This window comes from Natronococcus pandeyae (genome assembly GCF_008122205.1).
Taxonomy (GTDB): Archaea; Halobacteriota; Halobacteria; order Halobacteriales; family Natrialbaceae; genus Natronococcus; species Natronococcus pandeyae.
The window spans coordinates 19451-34380 of the sequence record NZ_PHNJ01000006.1 but is presented as its reverse complement, the minus strand read 5'-3'; the positions used below and the strand labels follow the sequence as shown (position 1 = coordinate 34380).

Annotated in this window: 17 protein-coding genes; 12 read left to right on the top strand and 5 right to left on the bottom strand. The window is 65.5% G+C overall.

Features of this window, described 5'->3' with window-relative positions:
• Positions 1 to 92: 92 nt before the first annotated feature.
• Positions 93 to 1478: a DNA primase DnaG gene (dnaG, locus tag CV102_RS12635; protein ID WP_148858375.1), complete on the top strand. Its 1386-nt coding sequence runs from the start codon at positions 93 to 95 to the stop codon at positions 1476 to 1478.
• 119 nt (positions 1479 to 1597) lie between these two features.
• Positions 1598 to 1786 (top strand): hypothetical protein, encoded by a 189-nt coding sequence (locus CV102_RS12630; RefSeq protein WP_148858374.1) that lies wholly within the window; start codon positions 1598 to 1600, stop codon positions 1784 to 1786.
• A 26-nt stretch (positions 1787 to 1812) separates the two neighbouring features.
• Here the strand turns inward: CV102_RS12630 and CV102_RS12625 are convergent, their stop codons facing one another.
• Complete coding sequence (locus CV102_RS12625) at positions 1813 to 3138, bottom strand: DUF92 domain-containing protein (protein WP_148858373.1); 1326 nt, start codon at positions 3136 to 3138, stop codon at positions 1813 to 1815.
• A 158-nt stretch (positions 3139 to 3296) separates the two neighbouring features.
• On the opposite strand from CV102_RS12625, the gene CV102_RS12620 reads away from it, so the two are divergent.
• Entirely contained in the window at positions 3297 to 3902 is a 606-nt protein-coding gene (locus CV102_RS12620) for an undecaprenyl diphosphate synthase family protein (RefSeq protein WP_148858372.1), read from the top strand.
• A 76-nt stretch (positions 3903 to 3978) separates the two neighbouring features.
• Here CV102_RS12620 and CV102_RS12615 read toward each other — a convergent pair whose 3' ends face one another.
• Positions 3979 to 4200: a hypothetical protein gene (locus CV102_RS12615; protein WP_148858371.1), complete on the bottom strand. Its 222-nt coding sequence runs from the start codon at positions 4198 to 4200 to the stop codon at positions 3979 to 3981.
• 45 nt (positions 4201 to 4245) lie between these two features.
• Entirely contained in the window at positions 4246 to 5178 is a 933-nt protein-coding gene (gene uppS, locus CV102_RS12610) for a polyprenyl diphosphate synthase (protein WP_148858370.1), read from the bottom strand.
• A gap of 127 nt (positions 5179 to 5305) precedes the next feature.
• Here uppS and CV102_RS12605 point away from each other — a divergent pair, with 127 nt between their 5' ends.
• A complete protein-coding gene (locus tag CV102_RS12605; protein WP_148858369.1) occupies positions 5306 to 5710 on the top strand; it encodes a DUF5778 family protein in 405 nt (134 codons plus the stop codon).
• A 21-nt stretch (positions 5711 to 5731) separates the two neighbouring features.
• Here CV102_RS12605 and CV102_RS12600 read toward each other — a convergent pair whose 3' ends face one another.
• Positions 5732 to 6379: a dTMP kinase gene (locus CV102_RS12600; protein ID WP_148858368.1), complete on the bottom strand. Its 648-nt coding sequence runs from the start codon at positions 6377 to 6379 to the stop codon at positions 5732 to 5734.
• A 310-nt stretch (positions 6380 to 6689) separates the two neighbouring features.
• Here CV102_RS12600 and ahbB point away from each other — a divergent pair, with 310 nt between their 5' ends.
• From ahbB to CV102_RS12560, 8 genes are all read left to right on the top strand, one after another.
• On the top strand, positions 6690 to 7787 hold the full coding sequence (gene ahbB / locus CV102_RS12595; protein ID WP_148858367.1) for a siroheme decarboxylase subunit beta: 1098 nt from the start codon (positions 6690 to 6692) through the stop codon (positions 7785 to 7787).
• Positions 7784 to 8440 (top strand): precorrin-2 dehydrogenase/sirohydrochlorin ferrochelatase family protein, encoded by a 657-nt coding sequence (locus CV102_RS12590; protein WP_148858366.1) that lies wholly within the window; start codon positions 7784 to 7786, stop codon positions 8438 to 8440. The genes ahbB and CV102_RS12590 overlap by 4 nt, the downstream gene beginning before the upstream one ends.
• Complete coding sequence (gene hemA, locus CV102_RS12585; RefSeq protein WP_148858365.1) at positions 8437 to 9759, top strand: glutamyl-tRNA reductase; 1323 nt, start codon at positions 8437 to 8439, stop codon at positions 9757 to 9759. The genes CV102_RS12590 and hemA overlap by 4 nt, the downstream gene beginning before the upstream one ends.
• 85 nt (positions 9760 to 9844) lie before the next feature.
• Complete coding sequence (locus CV102_RS12580) at positions 9845 to 10126, top strand: 4a-hydroxytetrahydrobiopterin dehydratase (RefSeq protein ID WP_148858364.1); 282 nt, start codon at positions 9845 to 9847, stop codon at positions 10124 to 10126.
• A gap of 3 nt (positions 10127 to 10129) precedes the next feature.
• Positions 10130 to 10525: an LWR-salt protein gene (gene lwrS, locus CV102_RS12575; protein WP_148858363.1), complete on the top strand. Its 396-nt coding sequence runs from the start codon at positions 10130 to 10132 to the stop codon at positions 10523 to 10525.
• A 156-nt stretch (positions 10526 to 10681) separates the two neighbouring features.
• Positions 10682 to 11311, top strand: coding sequence for an HAD family hydrolase (locus CV102_RS12570; protein ID WP_148858362.1), 630 nt, complete (start codon positions 10682 to 10684; stop codon positions 11309 to 11311).
• Between the two features lie 141 nt (positions 11312 to 11452).
• The gene (locus CV102_RS12565) at positions 11453 to 13804 is read left to right on the top strand and encodes an MEDS domain-containing protein (protein ID WP_148858361.1); all 2352 of its coding nucleotides are present in this window, start codon (positions 11453 to 11455) and stop codon (positions 13802 to 13804) included.
• A gap of 119 nt (positions 13805 to 13923) precedes the next feature.
• On the top strand, positions 13924 to 14220 hold the full coding sequence (locus CV102_RS12560; protein WP_148858360.1) for a HalOD1 output domain-containing protein: 297 nt from the start codon (positions 13924 to 13926) through the stop codon (positions 14218 to 14220).
• Positions 14221 to 14259: 39 nt separating this feature from the next.
• Here the strand turns inward: CV102_RS12560 and CV102_RS12555 are convergent, their stop codons facing one another.
• Positions 14260 to 14904, bottom strand: coding sequence for a helix-turn-helix domain-containing protein (locus CV102_RS12555; RefSeq protein ID WP_148858359.1), 645 nt, complete (start codon positions 14902 to 14904; stop codon positions 14260 to 14262).
• Between the last annotated feature and the right edge of the window lie 26 nt (positions 14905 to 14930).

Sequence of the window (14930 nt, the reverse complement as noted above, 5' to 3'; positions counted from 1 at the left end):
CAACAGCTATTTGCCTTTCACGATCCTCACTCTAGGTAAGTCTCTGGACGCGTTTCGCGTCACTGCACCCCTTTCCAGGGGGTAGATCTCAAATGGAAGACACCTCGAAATACCACATCCACGCTGACGTAACCGCTGACGGGGTTGTCGAGCGGAGCGACGTCGTCGGCGCCATCTTCGGCCAGACCGAAGGCTTACTCGGCGACGAACTCGATCTCCGCGATCTCCGTCAGTCACAGAAGGTCGGCCGCATCGACGTCGAAATAGCCAGCACGAAGGGCCAGTCACACGGCCATCTCACCATCGCCACCAGCCTCGACAAGGTCGAAACGGCGACGCTCGCGGCGTCGCTCGAGACGATCACTCGAGTCGGTCCCTGTCGTGCCTCCCTCGAGGTCACCCAGATCGAGGACGTCCGCGCGGCCAAACGCAAAGAAGTCGTCGACCGGGCGAAGGAACTCCTCCGGACGGGCTTCGACGACAGCGTGATGACCTCCGAGGAGATCCTCGCGGAGGTGCGCCAGCACGTCCGCGTCGAGGACATCACCGAGTACGAGGGCCTTCCTGCCGGACCCCGTGTCACCGATAGCGACGCGATCATCATCGTCGAGGGGCGGTCCGACGTGCTGACGCTGCTCAAGTACGGCGTCAAGAACGGTATCGCAGTCGAGGGGACCAACGTTCCCGACGCCGTCACCGAACTCACTCGTCACCGCACCGTCACCGTGTTTCTCGACGGCGACCGCGGCGGCGACCTGATCTTCGAGGAACTCTCCCAGGTCGGCGACATCGACTACGTGGCCTTCGCTCCATCGGGGGAGTCGGTCGAGGAACTCGATCACCACCAGCTGTTCGCCGCGCTCCGGAACAAGGTTCCCTACGACACCGTCTCGGGGCTGAACGAGCCCCGTGAAGCGATCGCCGCGACCGACGGCAGCGCGACGCCGGCACCGCCGACGACGTCGCCGACGACGATCGACGAGGAGCCCCCAGACGGATCCGACGGAAACGAGAGCCGCGGACGGACGCCTGCATCCGACGCGAGTTCGTCCCAGCCTACGGACGCGCAGTTAGCGTCGGCGAGCGAACCGGATCTACCTACGGATGCCGACGCATCTCACGCGGACGATAGCGGCGCCGAGTCGGCGGCCGACACCGTAGCAGGCGATCCCGAGACGATCTACGGACACGCGACGGCGGTCATCAGAGGGGAGACCGATCAGGTCCGGTTTCTCGACGAGAACGCCGACGTGATCGGGGAGGCGCCGGCGAGTGCCGCCTACGACGCTCTCGAGTCGCTCGAGACGACACCGACGACGGTCGTCCTCGACGAGATTCTCGAGCAATCGCTGCTCGACTTCGCGGCGGATCGCGGCGTCGAACGGATCGTGGCGCACTCGCTCGGCCAGTTCACGAAGCGGCCGACGAGCGTTCAGATCCACTCGATCGACGAGATTGCCGAAATGCCGCCCAGGTAACGACCGGTTCTCGAGTGAGTGACGAACACACCACGAGCGGCAGCTGTGTTTGCGTATCGCACCCGAACGCGTGCTCGTCCGAGGAGTTGATAATCGGTCGGTGCTGAGACCGATCGACGATGTCACCATCCGCCTCCGTCGCGCTCGTGCTGCTCGGCGCGTGGATACTCATGATGTTCGCCGTCACCAACGCGACGGGCTTCGACCAGTTCCGCTCGGCGCAGTCCGTCGAAGACCGCGACGCTCGAACCCGCGAGCAGGCCGAACGCTCTCAGTCGGAATCGATCGCACCGGTCTCGGACGACTGACACCGCCGGACGCGGTATTTCTGCACTCAGCTGAACATTGCCAGCGAGAGAACGAGCAGTGCACAGACGAGTGCCCCAGATAGCGTCGCCAGGAAGTTCACGCCCTGGTTCCCCAGGAGCGATCCCTCGAGCGTCGCACCGAGGAGACTGTCGACGGTCATCCCGATGAAGCCGGCGGCGACGATGATCACCGCCCCGGCCAGACCGACCTCGGGGAAGAGTCCGTAGGAGATCACGGCGACGATCCCGGCGCCGACGAAGCCGGCGACCTCCCCCTGCCAGGTGACGCCGCCGTCCGTGCCGGGCTCGACCGGCTCGAGCGTGGTGATCAGCCGCGGCGTCTCGAAGACGCTGCCGATCTCGCTCGAGAGCGTGTCGCTCATCGCGGTGGCGACGGAGCCGGCGAACGCGAACAGAAAGAGCGCGGGTTCGACGGGGAAGAGGGTGGCCGAACTGGCGGCGTAGCCGAGTACGGCGACGAGGCCGACGGCGGCGTTACCGAGGACGTTCCCGGTCCCGCGGGCGCCGTTATTGTCCTCGGCGACGCCGAGATCCTCCTTCTGGTCGTAGCGGAACTTCGTCGAGAGACCGCCGATGGCGAAAAAGGAGATGAGTACGACGAACCAGCCGTAGCCGCCGAGCACGATCGTCAGCAGCCCCAGCAGGACGCCGGTGAGCATCCCGGCGATCGACGCCGTCTCGAGCGCGTAGGAGACGTAGCCAAGCGCGACGGTGACCGTCAGCGCGACGGCGATCTCGAGCGTTCCGAGCGCGGGATCGAGCTCGGCGAGCAGCCACAGGAGGAATCCAACCGAGAGCATCACGACGGGATCGTCGTAGAGCAACAGGACGTCACGCAGGAGTGCGGCCAGCAGTGCGCCACTCGCTGCGAGAAACAGGATCTGCGGGACGGCGGGCTCGATCGGAACGCCCGAGAGTCCGAGCGAAGCGGCTTGTCCGGCGGCCGCCGCCGCGGTCGCGACCAGACAGAAGACCGTCGCGTGGACGACGTCGCGCTCCGTTCGCGTGCGAGCGAGTTGCTCGACGACGTTCCCGTATCCGATGAGAAAGACGGTCCCGACGAACACCGCCGTCGGCATCGACGACTCCGTGGCGAGGAGGCCGAGGGCGACCCCGGCCAGGACGAACGTGATGAGTCCGTAGAGTCGCCCGTCCTCGTAGTCGCCGGGGTACGCGAGGAGGTCGAAGATGGGCCCGTCGGTAACGGCGAACGCCCCCAGCAGGACGACCGCAGCGAGTGCGGCCGCGACCCGCGGACCGAAGAGCGGAACGGCGAGCGAGAGCGTACACAACAGCGCGAACACGCCGGCTCGCCGGACGGGTTCTGTCACGATATCCGGTCCTTTCTGTGGGGATTACTTGAAGCTTCGTGAACCGTCTCGAGTCCGGTTTTCCCCCCGTTCAGGCTCGCTGACGGTATGTTGGGGATTGTCAACTGCCGCCGACCGAACCCGTAACCGGTATGTCACCGGACTGGAAACGAGACGCTGTGGGTCTGTACGAACGGTATCTCTCCCTTCGCATCCGTCGCCACGAGGCCGACAGCCCCGACCACGTCGCGCTCGTGATCACCGAGCGCGACCTCTTAGAGCGCGGGGCCTACCAGACGCTCACCGACTTCTTCGAGTGGGCCTTCGAGTACGCCTCCCGGGTGACCGTCTACGTGAGCGTTCTCGACGCCGCTGCGGTACCCGCCCTGCGACGCGAACTCGAGAGCGTCGACGTGCCACAGCAGGTCGCGGTTCGGACCCCCGACGATCGGTCGCAGGCGGACGCGCCGATCCAGATCGGGATCGGTCTCGGCGGCAAACACGAGTTCACGAGCGCGGTCCGGACGCTCGCAGAGAGCGTCGACGCGGGCGACCTCGAGCCCAGCGAGATCGACGACGAACGCGTCGAGGAGCACCTCGTCTTCCCCTCGGAACCGGATCTGGTGATCAAGACGGGCGCGGAACGGCTCTCGGATTTCATGATCTGGCAGTCGGTCTACTCGGAGCTGTACTTCACCGACGTCAACTGGCGAGATTTCCGAAAGCGAGACTTTCTGCGGGCGGTGCGGGAGTACTGCAACCGGTCGCGACGGTTCGGCCGGTAGCTCGGGAGCGATCTCGAGAACCCCTTAGAATAGCCGAACAGGTCAGTACGACCGCACACTCACTCGCATTCGGACGTCAGGTATTCTGCTCCGGCAGTTCGACGTACGCGAAAAACATCACGAAAACGCCGACGGTGAGCAGGAGAAGACCGCTCCCGATCGCGAGAAACTCCACCGGCTGCGTGTGGTTGGCCGCCGCCCGCGGGTGTCGGAGAGCGCCGGTCAGTCCAAGAACGAGAAACAGTGCGAGGCCAGCGCTCGTCACGATACTACCGGCGACGAGCTGGCGTCGGTTCATACCCGTCGTTCGAACTCGTCCCGATTGTAGGTTTCGAGTTCTGGCTCAGTCGGCGGCTGGGCCGCTCGAGTCGGTCGCGTCTAGCTCCTCCTCGTCGGGCTGCTCGGCGGTCGGCAGCGAGTCGCGAAAGCGGTCGACGATCGAACGGGCTTCGACGAGTTCGTGGTCGCTCATCGCCCCGAGCAGGGCGCGCGCTCGACGAGCGCGCGTCCGTCGCCAGGACTCCTGGCGGTGCTCGTAGGTGCGGATGCCGCGAAGGAAGTCGGGCTTCGAGAACTCGGGCCAGTAGGGCGTACAGAAGAAGACCGCGGCCTCGTTGCCGTTGGCGTGCCACGGCAGGAAGTTCGACGTTCGTTCGTCGCCGCCGGTCCGGATGATCAGGTCGACGTCACGAACCGGCTCGTCGTAGAGTCGGCGCTCGATCGTCTCGACGTCGATCTCTTCGGGGTCGACGTCGCCCGACTCGACGTCCGTCGCGACGCCCCGGGCGGCCTCGAGCAGCTCCGAGCGACCGCCGTAGGCCAGCGCGACGTTGAGAACGAACTGGTCGTACTCGCAGGTTCGTTCCTCGGCGTAGGTGACGACGTCCTGGACGCGCTCTGGGAGACGGTCGACGGCACCGAGTGCACGGATGTGTACCTCGTTCTCGTGGACGCGCTCGGCGTCGGCGAACTCGCGGAGCTTCTCACAGAGCAGGTCGTACAGCGCCTCGCGCTCCTCCGGGGGACGGTTGAAGTTCTCCGTCGAGAACGCGTAGAGCGTGAGCTCCTCGACCCCGATCTCCTGGCACCACTCGAGGACGCGCTCGGTCGTCTCCGCACCGGCCTGGTGGCCCTCGGTCGCGTCGTCGCCCTGCTTTCGGGCGTAGCGCCGGTTTCCGTCCTGAATTACGGCGACGTGGGTCGGCGCACCGGCGATCTCTCGCGAGAGTAACTGCTCGTACACCGCGTCGACGCGTTGACGGAGCCACCGGTTCATCACTCGACGTGACGGTGGCGAGAAGTATGTGTCTTACGTGTGTCTCATCGACACTGATAGGCGTTCCCACACCCGTCCCCGAGCGCAATCGTGACCGCTATCAGGCCGGACGCTCTCGTCTCGAGTAATGACGGACACACTCGACCAGGATCTCTACCAGCGGACGAAAGCGCTGCTCGAGCCCGGCGACGTCGAACTCAACGGCGCGATCGTCCACACCGACTACGACGGCAGCGAGGACGTCCAGATGATGCAGGCGACGATCGACGTCGGCGACATCATCGCCGAACACGCCGGCCACGATCCGACTGACTGCTACGTCTACTCGGGGAACGACGACACCGACTTCTCCTCGAACCAGCACCAGGGGCTCACCCTCGACGGCGAGGAGTTCGTCTGGGAGTGCCAGCAACTGCTCCGAGAGGGGAGCTTCGACATCGTCATCTACTACGAGGCGAGCGCCGACCACGAGGCGATTCTCGAGGATATCCAGGAGCTAGGCCACGAGGTTACCGGCGTCGAGGGCGACTGACGCTTCAGTCGCCAACCGCAGTTACAGACGGTCTCGTACCGTCGCGTAGAGTCGCCGTTCGACCGCGTCGACGTCGTGACTCGCCGTATCGATCGTGACGATGTCGGCACGGTCGTCGAGCCGCGAGACGACGCGGTCGTACCACTCCTTCTTCCAGCGGTGTTCCTCGGGGCTGGTCGTGCCGTCGAACTCGCGCTCCCAGGCGAGTTCGGGTTTGAGATCCAGGTAACAGACGAAATCGGGCCGCGGGACGATCGAAACGAGCGGGACCGTCCTGTCGAGACTGTAACCGTAGCTCCACGCCGCACGCACGAGGTCGTCGTAGAGGAACCGGTCGAGAAAGACCACGTCCGCGTCGCGGTTTCGGACGACGTTGAGGTAGCTTCGCCAGATCCCGCGGACGAGCGTCAACAGGCCGAGCGGTCCCGCCAGCCCGACCGACGAGTCGTCGGTCGTCCGGTTCGAGCCCACGATCGACGATTCGAACTCGAGCAGCGGTCCTGCACAGCGGTCTTTGATCGCGCTCGTCACCCCGAAGTGGGAACTCGTGAGGTGTTCGTAGCTGGTGGCGTAGCCCTCGTCACGGAACCGATTTGCGAGTCGCTTCGCCTGCGTCGTCTTTCCGGCGCCGTCGATTCCGGTCAGCGCGACGAGCAGCGGGCCGCTCATCGTGAGAGGGCCGTCCTGTCCCGGCGGTCGGAACGCGATCGATTACCGAACGGCTGGTTCGACGAGCGGGACGGTCGGTACTGGTACCCTCGTGATTCGGTGTGTGCCACGTGAGATAGCGGCCTATTCCGACCGACAGTAAAACAGTGCCGAAGAGCGGACGGTCACCGATCCAAACTGGTGGGAGAGCTGACGGGGCGGACGACGATCGGCTTTCGAATCGATAGACGAACGGTTTCGGCTGCTTCGATCACCTCGATCGCTCCGGCGGCCCGGTTCGCTTATGCATCGACAGCCGTGAGTATCTCGTATGACCACTGACGCCGATCTCACGGACCGCGAACGGGCGGTCGTCAACGCCTTTCAGGGCGGCTTTCCCGTCGCGGACGACCCCTTCGAGGTCGCCGCCGCTGCCATGCGTGACGACGGAATCGAGATCACCGAGACGGAGTTGCTCGAGACGATCCGCGACCTGGACGAGCGGGGCGTCCTCTCACGATTCGGCCCGCTCGTGAACGCCCAGGAGATCGGCGGCGCGGCGACGCTCGTCGCGATGCACGCCCCCGAGGACCGGTTCGACGAGGTCGTCGAGGCCGTCAACGACCGCCGGGAGGTCGCGCACAACTACGAGCGCGAACACCCGTACCTGAACGTCTGGTTCGTCGTCTCCGTGGCCGACGAGAGTCGGGTCGACGAGGTGCTCGCCGAAATCGAGGCCGAAACCGGCCAGGAGACCTACAATCTGCCCAAACTGCAGGAGTTCCGCGTCGAAGCGAAGTTCTACGTCGACGGGCCACTCGACGGGGACGGCGACGCGGCGGCCGCCGGCGTCGACTGCACCGACCGGGGACCCGACGTCGAACCGACCGACGCGACGACGCTGTCGCCGGCCGAGCGCGATCTCGTCCTCGAGATCCAGGGCGGACTGCCGCTGACCGCGACCCCGTACGCCGACGTCGCCGACGCGATCGATCAGGACCGCGAGTGGGTGCTCGAGACGATCAAACGGTTCGAACGCGAGGGGAAGATCCGCCGGATCGGCGTCGTGCCGAACCACTATGCGCTCGGCTACACGGAGAACGGGATGACCGTCTGGAACGTCCCCGACGAGGTCGTGAGCGAGGTCGGTCCCGAGGTCGCCTCGCTCTCGTTCGTCACCCACTGCTACGAGCGCCCGCGCCACGAGGGCGTCTGGCCGTACAACTTCTTCGCGATGACCCACGGCCGCAGCGAGGCCGAGAGTCAGCGACGCATCGAGCAGGTCCGCGAGACGATGAGCGAGTACTGGGACGTCGCGGACGACGACTGGGACTCGCTGTTCTCGACACAGATCCTGAAGAAGACCGGGATCCGACTCGAGGAACGCGCGGACGCGAACACCGAATCCCGCAATCCGCCCGCAGAATGATTCCACTTCTCCACGATTTCACGGACGCAAGGGTGCTCGTCTTCGGCGGCGGACCGGTGGGTGCGCGGAAGGCCCGCCGGTTCGCCCGCGAGGCCGAGGTGATCGTGGTGAGTCCCGACTTCGCCGACGAGTCGTTCGGCGGTGCCGAACTGGTACGGACCGCCCCCGGGCCAGCGGCAGTCCCAGCGTGGGTCGAACGAGTCGCGCCCGCGCTGGTCGTCGCCGCGACGAACGACCGCGCGATCAACGAGGCCGTCGTGGAAGCCGCCCGGGAGCGAGGGATCCTGGTCAATCGCGCGGACCGCTCGGGTGAGCGCGACCCCGGCAGCGTGGTCGTTCCCGCGACCGTCCGCGAGGATCCCGTCGTCGTCTCGGTCGCGACCGGCGGAACGGCACCCGCGCTGAGCAAGTACCTCCGCCAGGAACTCGATCAAACGCTTTTGGGTGCCGGAGAAATGGCGCAGGTGTGTGCAGCGCTCCGGACGGAGCTCAAAGCACGGGACGTGGCGCCAGCGCGGCGACGCGAGATCGTCACCGATGTCGTCAATTCTTCCGACGTTTGGACAGCTTTACGTACGGGTGCATCCAAGCCATCCCAAGTGATTGAGGACGTGCTTGGCGAGCAACTATCGGCGGAGGGTGATCAGTCGTGACGTCGACGGGGGTCATCACGGCTGCGCGGGTAACGCACGAAAGCGGTAGTGTCGACGATCTCGCCGCCGCGAGCCCCGAGAGCCAGCGCGCTGGCGTCGCGGAGCTGTGTACGATTCCGGACGTCGATGAAGCGTACGTTCTCTCGACGTGCAACCGGGTCGAGGCCTACACCGTCGCCACCGACGCCGCCATCGGCCGGGCCGCGCTCGAGGAGTTCTTCGCGTCGACCGACGACGATGCGCTCGTCGTGACCGACCACGACGAGAGCCTTCGCCACCTGCTTCGCGTCGCAACGGGACTCGAGTCGGTTATCCTCGGCGAGGACCAGATCATCGGCCAGGTCCGAACGGCCTACGAGGACGCCCGCGAGGCCGGCGGCATCGGCCCCATGCTCGAGGCCGCCGTGACGAAGGCGATCCACGTCGGCGAACGCGCACGCACCGAGACCGGGATCAACGAGGGGGTCGTCTCGCTCGGCTCCGCCGCGACCAGACTCGTGAGAAACGACGTCCGCCTCGAGGGGGCGACCAGTCTGGTCGTCGGCGCCGGCGAAATGGGGCGGCTGGCAGCCCGTAGTCTCGCGGACGCGGGCGTCGACGAACTGATCGTCGCGAATCGGACGGTCGCACACGCCGACCACCTCGTGGAGGAAGTCGCAACCGACGCCACCGCAGTCCCGCTCGAGGCCCTCACGACCGTCGTCGACGACGCCGACATCGTGATTACGGCCACCGGCAGCGCGGAACCCGTACTCGCGCCCCACCACCTCGAGACGGACGGCGACGAGCGGGTGATCGTCGATCTCGGACAGCCACGAGACGTCGCGCCGGCAACAGACGACCTCTCGTCGGTGACCGTCTACGACCTCGACGACCTCGAGTCGATCACCGCGGAGACTCGCGAGCAGCGCGCCGACGCCGCCCGCGAGGTCGAAGTGATGATCGATCGAGAGTTCGACCTGCTCTGTGACCAGTACAAGCGGGCCCGCGCGGACGAGGTGATCGCCGCGATGTACGAGTCGGCCGAACGGATCAAAGAGCGGGAACTCGAGCGCGCGCTCGCCGAACTCGACGCCGATGACCCGGCACAGCGCGAGGTCGTCGAGTCGATGGCGGACTCGCTGGTCAGCCAACTGCTCGCGCCGCCGACCAAGAGCCTGCGAGAGGCCGCGGCGGAGGACGACTGGAGCACGATCAACACCGCGCTTCAGCTGTTCGATCCCGACTTCGGCGGGGGGTCGCGTCGACCGCCGTCGTTCGTCGACGCGAGCGACGCCGACCGATCGAACGTCCGACTCGGCGCGATGGACGACGACTGAGCGCCGCTCCGCAGTCTCCCGGTTTTCGACCGATTACGAGCGAGACGGCACAATCGTTATTTTGATGGGTTCCGTTCGGCTGCACATGGCTGACCTGCTTTCGGACGACGAGATCGACGCACAGCTTCCCGACGAGTGGACGCAGGAGGGCGACGAGATCGTTCGAACGTACGAGTTCGACGACTACCTCCGCGGCGTCAACTTCGCCCAGATGGTCGGCGAGATCGCCGAGGCGCAGTTCCACCACCCCGAGATCGTTATCCGGTACGAGGAGGTCGAGATTCGGCTGACCTCCCACGAGGCGGGCGGGATCACCGATGACGACATCGAGATGGCGGAGCTGATCGAGTCGGAGCGAAGCGACTGAGCGATGGACGCCGAGTACGTCTTTCGCGTCACCCTCCGTCTATCGCCCGCCACGGAGTCGGTCCACGTCGACCCGGGCTCGGCCGAGACGACCGTCACGGTCTCTCGCGACGCCCCCGAGCCGGGCACCGAGGGGTGGCTGTTCTTTCGGAACACGCTCTGGCGCGGCGAGGTCGGCGACCAGCGCTACGCCAGACAGCTAGCCGCGGATTGGCTCGGCGAACCGCTCAATGCGATCGAGTCCGTCGAGTTCCGCGAACTCCGCGCCGACGAGGAGTACGTCGACGCGCTGAAAGACGAAATTGCGGCGGACCTCGAGCCGTTCAAGGCCGACGACGTCTCGGAAGTGCTCTCGAAGTACCTCGGCTCGAGTATTCACGTGGTCGATAGCGCGGAGTAGAGCTCCGCTGGGAGCCCAACAAAGTCCGGAGACGACGGCCGAGGGTCCCGAAACCCGGATTGCTGGCGCGTCTCGAGCGCTCGGACGGCTGAGAGTCTCGAACGCTCGAGTCGAGCGATACACATTTACTGGAGAGTCCCGTAGATCAACGTCCCAATGGTCTCCGAGTACGACTACTGGCTGCTCGATCTCGACGGGACGCTCGTGGACGTCGAGTGGTCGTACACTCGGGAGGTGTTCGACCGGGTCGGCGATCGCATCGGCCGCGAGTTCACGGACCAGGAGGCCGACATCCTCTGGAACGGCCTCACCGGCTCCCGTGACCGACAGCTCCTGGAGTGGGGTATCGAGCCCCGATCGTTCTGGGACGCGTTTCACGCCGAGGAAGATCCGCTGGTCCGGGCCGAGCAAACGTATCTCCACGATGATGCCGCCTTCGTCGCCGATCTCGACGTTCCGGTCGGACTCGTCACGCACTGCCAGGAATTCCTCTGTGAACCCGTCCTCGACAACGTCGACATCCGCGACTGGTTCGACGTCCGACTCTGTTGTACCGAAGAGACCGGGTGGAAGCCCGATCCGGCTCCCGTCGAGTCCGTCATGCGCGATCTCGGCGTCGCTCACAACGGCCACAAGGGCGTGCTGGCCGGCGACGGCGCGAACGACGTCGGTGCCGCCTGGAACGCCGGCCTCGACGCGATCCACGTCGAACGGGTCGGTCACGAGCGCCGCGGACAGTGCGTCCTCGGAGATTACCGCGTCCAGTCGTTCGACGAACTCTACTGACCGGCCCAGCGGCTCGATTCTGCCAGCCTACCGGCGATTCCATGGGGTGCGTTCCCGCGAGCGACCGTTCTCTCGTTTCGTCACGTTCCAACACTGCGGGGTATAACGTTTAAACGACCGCGTGTGCAGGTGCGGTATACGATGGCTGCTCCGTCTTCTCCCACGCTCTCACTTCGGGAACTCGAAGCGGACGACGAGCACCACGATCACTTTGCGCTCCTGTACGAGACGCAGTCAGAGCAGTTCGCCGTCGCCGTCCCGTTCGTCAAGCGCGGCCTCGATCGGGGCGAACGAGTCATCTACGCCGTCTCCCAGAACTCGAAAGCAGGGATCGTCGAGGCGATGCGTGCCGGCGGAATCGACGTCGACGAGGCTCGCGACTCCGGCGCGCTCTCGCTGGTCGATCTGACCGAGATCTATCGAACCGGGGACGATTTCGAGGCCGAGGAGGTACTCGCCGACATCGAGGCGCTCGTCACGAACGTCGACGAGGACCGGTACGACGGGATTCGTCTCACGGCCGAGGCGACTGGATTTCTCGAGCAAGGCGTCGATCCGGACGAGCTGCTCGCGTACGAAGACACCGTCAACGAACTCTATCCCAGACTGCCGTTCGTCGGTCTCTGTCAGTACGACCGGACGAAGCTCTCGCCGACGGTCACGGAGGGGATCGTTCGACACCACCCGTTGCTCGGCTACCGGGACGCTCTCGGAACCAACGCGTACTACCACCCCGACGACGGGAGCGCCGACTCGCGAGACGAAATCGGTGCAAAACTCGAGGCCCACCACGAGAAGGCCACGGCGGTCAGCGAGAACCGGCAGCAGGAGCGCGGAATCACGACCCTCTCCGAGGCGACCCAGCAGCTTCACGAGGTCGAGACCGACGAGATTCCGTCGGTCGCGGCCGGGGCGGCTCGACGGGCAATTGACGCTCCGCTGGCGGCGTTCTGGCGCTACGAGCCGGGTAAACAGGAGCTCGTGCTCGCGGCGATCGACCACCACGCTACCGATGACGTCGGTGATTTGACGCAGTTTTGCGGGCAAGCGTGGGAAACCTTCGTCTCTCACGAGTGCACGCAACGAGACGTCGACGGCTCCGTCGTTCCGGACTCCGACGTGCGACGGCTAACGTTCGTTCCTGTGACCGACGCGGGCGTGCTGGCAGTCGCGACAGAACGGCCCGACGGACTTACCGGAGATCAGTTGCGGGTCACGCGAATCCTCGCGTCTGCGGTTCACGTCGCGTTCGCAGAAGCGACCAAGGACGAACGACTCGAGACCAAACGCGAGGAACTCGAGCGACTCCGAACCGTCAACGCGCTCGTCCAGCGGGTTCTACGGGCCGTCGTCGACGGATCGACCCGCGACGAGGTCGAGACACAACTCTGCGAGTCGGTGACGGCGCTCGATCCGTTCGCGTTCGCGTGGATCGGAGACGTCGACCCGGACGCAGAGACGGTTAGCCCGCACTGCTGGGCGGGATCGGGACAGGAGTACCTGACTGACGTTCTGGCAGCCGGCGTTTCCGGTCCCACGACGACGGCCATCAGCTCGGGCGAGACCTGCGTCGTCCCTGCAATCGCGGACGACCTCCACACCGACGAGTGGCGTCGCGAGGCGGTCGGTCGCGGTTTCCGATCTGTTGCAAGCGTGCCGATCGCCGACGCCGATCTCTCCTACGGCGTCCTGACGGTGTACGCGACGCGCCCGACGGTGTTCACCCAGTCGGTGTCGGCGATCCTTGACGAACTGGGCACCCTCGTCGGGCAACGGATCACCATGGTCGAACAGGAAGCCGCGTTCCGCGCCCGAGAGCGGCGAACGCTCGAACTCGAACTCGCGGCCTCGAACTTCCCGTTCGTGCAACTGGCTGCCCACGCCGACCGGACGTTCGAGGTCGAGGACCTCGTCGTGAAAGCCGACGACCGCGTGCTGGCCGCCGCGACTGTGACCGGCGCGTCCCGCGACCGCGTTTCGGACGCCGTCGATGACTCGGTGACGATCGAGTCGGGTGAGGTCGTCCACGAAACCGCCGACACTTACCTGCTCGACCTCGTGTTCAGCCGGCCGTTCGTCGGTGCCGCGCTGGCGAATCACGGCGCGGTACTCGAGTCGATCACGGCGACGCCGACCGACGCCACGCTCGTCGTCTCCGAACCGGAACCGATGAACGGACGCCTCGTTCCCGACCTGATCGCTGACCGCTACCCCGAACTGAAACTTCTGGCCAGGCGTGAGCAACAGTCACAGCCGGCCGTCCCCGGCTCACCGGCAGCGGCGTTTCGCGAGCGGTTGACCGACCGCCAGCTACAGGTCCTGCGGACGGCGTACCACGCGGGCTACTTCGAGTCGCCGCGCCACTGTACGGGAGACGAGGTCGCCGAGGCCCTCGACATCTCTTCGCAAGGGTTCTACCAGCACATGCGACGCATTCAGCGGACGCTGTTCGAGTCGGTCCTCGAGCGCGATTCGTCCAGCCGGGTTGAATAGTCAACTCACGCCGATCGGGCCGGGTTGGCTATCCCGCGCGGAGATATATCCCGTCTCAGGTGTAGACAGTTACTGTCGAGGCCCCGCGTGGCGCTACGTCGCGTTTCGATGGATCTACTATGTGTTCGAATCACCAGACACGAATCGAGCCGTCGGAGGAACCGTCTCATGCGATCATCACCACCGTTGCAGCACTCGCCAACGTCCCCGCTGACGAGTTACCGCCGCTGTACGACTCCGTCGATCCGGACGCGCTCGACGCGCTCTTCCGTTCGTCGAGCGACAGATCGGATCTACAGCTGTCGTTTTCGTATTTCGAGCACGACGTGACGGTCCACAGGGAAGGGGAGATCGTCGTGACGGCCGTGAACAGGGACGCGAGCGTGACGTGTATGCAGTCGACGGACGAGCGGTAACGGAAACGAAGCCGGGAGGTGGGTCGTCGCCGCTTTCGGTCACGACTGTTCACCCACCGGCTGTATCTCCTCGTTGACGAGCGTCTCGTAGGCGCGGCGCAACCGCTCGGAGAGCGCCTGGTGAGAGATCCCGAGTTCGGCGGCGAGTTCCTCCATCGAGATCTCTCGCGGGATCTCGAAGTAGCCCCGCTCGAGGGCGGCCTCGAGCGCTTCTTTCTGTTCGGGCGTGAGTCGTGTATCCGACGGAGCGGCCGTCGTGACGTCGGTCACCCGCCGAAGGTCGACGCTGACTCCCTGTTCGACGAGCCGATCGTGGACGTCACAGAGCGTTTCGCGGTCCTGGTACCGCACTCGTGCCTGCCACCAGCCGTTCGTGGCCCAGGCCTCGAGCAGAGACCCGCCGTCGACGACCAGTTTGTCACACAGCGTCTCCGTCTCGTCGGTAAACGCCACGTCGTACAGCAGTCGGTCACCCGCTTCGACGAGCAGATCGTACCTCTCGACGGACGGATCACCGCTGAAAGCCGCGTCTACGGCCGTCTGATCGACGTCAGCAACCCAGAGACAGGGCTGCGTCCGCGAGACAGCCGACTCGAGTTCGATCGTCGCGTCGGGAAGACGATCGAACGTCACCGCGAGTGTCGTGTCTGCAGCCGGAACCCGAAACTCGGCTATGGTCGACATTGGGTTTCGTACACCACGTAGCGTAA

Bases quoted from the DNA above. Each gene is read 5' to 3' on its own strand.
- ahbB (WP_148858367.1), top strand. From the start codon at position 6,690: ATGACCACTGACGCCGATCTCACGGACCGCGAACGGGCGGTCGTCAAC.
- CV102_RS12630 (WP_148858374.1), top strand. From the start codon at position 1,598: ATGTCACCATCCGCCTCCGTCGCGCTCGTGCTGCTCGGCGCGTGGATA.
- CV102_RS12560 (WP_148858360.1), top strand. From the start codon at position 13,924: ATGTGTTCGAATCACCAGACACGAATCGAGCCGTCGGAGGAACCGTCT.
- CV102_RS12580 (WP_148858364.1), top strand. From the start codon at position 9,845: ATGGCTGACCTGCTTTCGGACGACGAGATCGACGCACAGCTTCCCGAC.
- dnaG (WP_148858375.1), top strand. From the start codon at position 93: ATGGAAGACACCTCGAAATACCACATCCACGCTGACGTAACCGCTGAC.
- CV102_RS12555 (WP_148858359.1), bottom strand. From the start codon at position 14,904: ATGTCGACCATAGCCGAGTTTCGGGTTCCGGCTGCAGACACGACACTC.
- lwrS (WP_148858363.1), top strand. From the start codon at position 10,130: ATGGACGCCGAGTACGTCTTTCGCGTCACCCTCCGTCTATCGCCCGCC.
- CV102_RS12590 (WP_148858366.1), top strand. From the start codon at position 7,784: ATGATTCCACTTCTCCACGATTTCACGGACGCAAGGGTGCTCGTCTTC.
- CV102_RS12565 (WP_148858361.1), top strand. From the start codon at position 11,453: ATGGCTGCTCCGTCTTCTCCCACGCTCTCACTTCGGGAACTCGAAGCG.
- CV102_RS12605 (WP_148858369.1), top strand. From the start codon at position 5,306: ATGACGGACACACTCGACCAGGATCTCTACCAGCGGACGAAAGCGCTG.
- CV102_RS12615 (WP_148858371.1), bottom strand. From the start codon at position 4,200: ATGAACCGACGCCAGCTCGTCGCCGGTAGTATCGTGACGAGCGCTGGC.
- CV102_RS12570 (WP_148858362.1), top strand. From the start codon at position 10,682: ATGGTCTCCGAGTACGACTACTGGCTGCTCGATCTCGACGGGACGCTC.
- uppS (WP_148858370.1), bottom strand. From the start codon at position 5,178: ATGAACCGGTGGCTCCGTCAACGCGTCGACGCGGTGTACGAGCAGTTA.
- CV102_RS12600 (WP_148858368.1), bottom strand. From the start codon at position 6,379: ATGAGCGGCCCGCTGCTCGTCGCGCTGACCGGAATCGACGGCGCCGGA.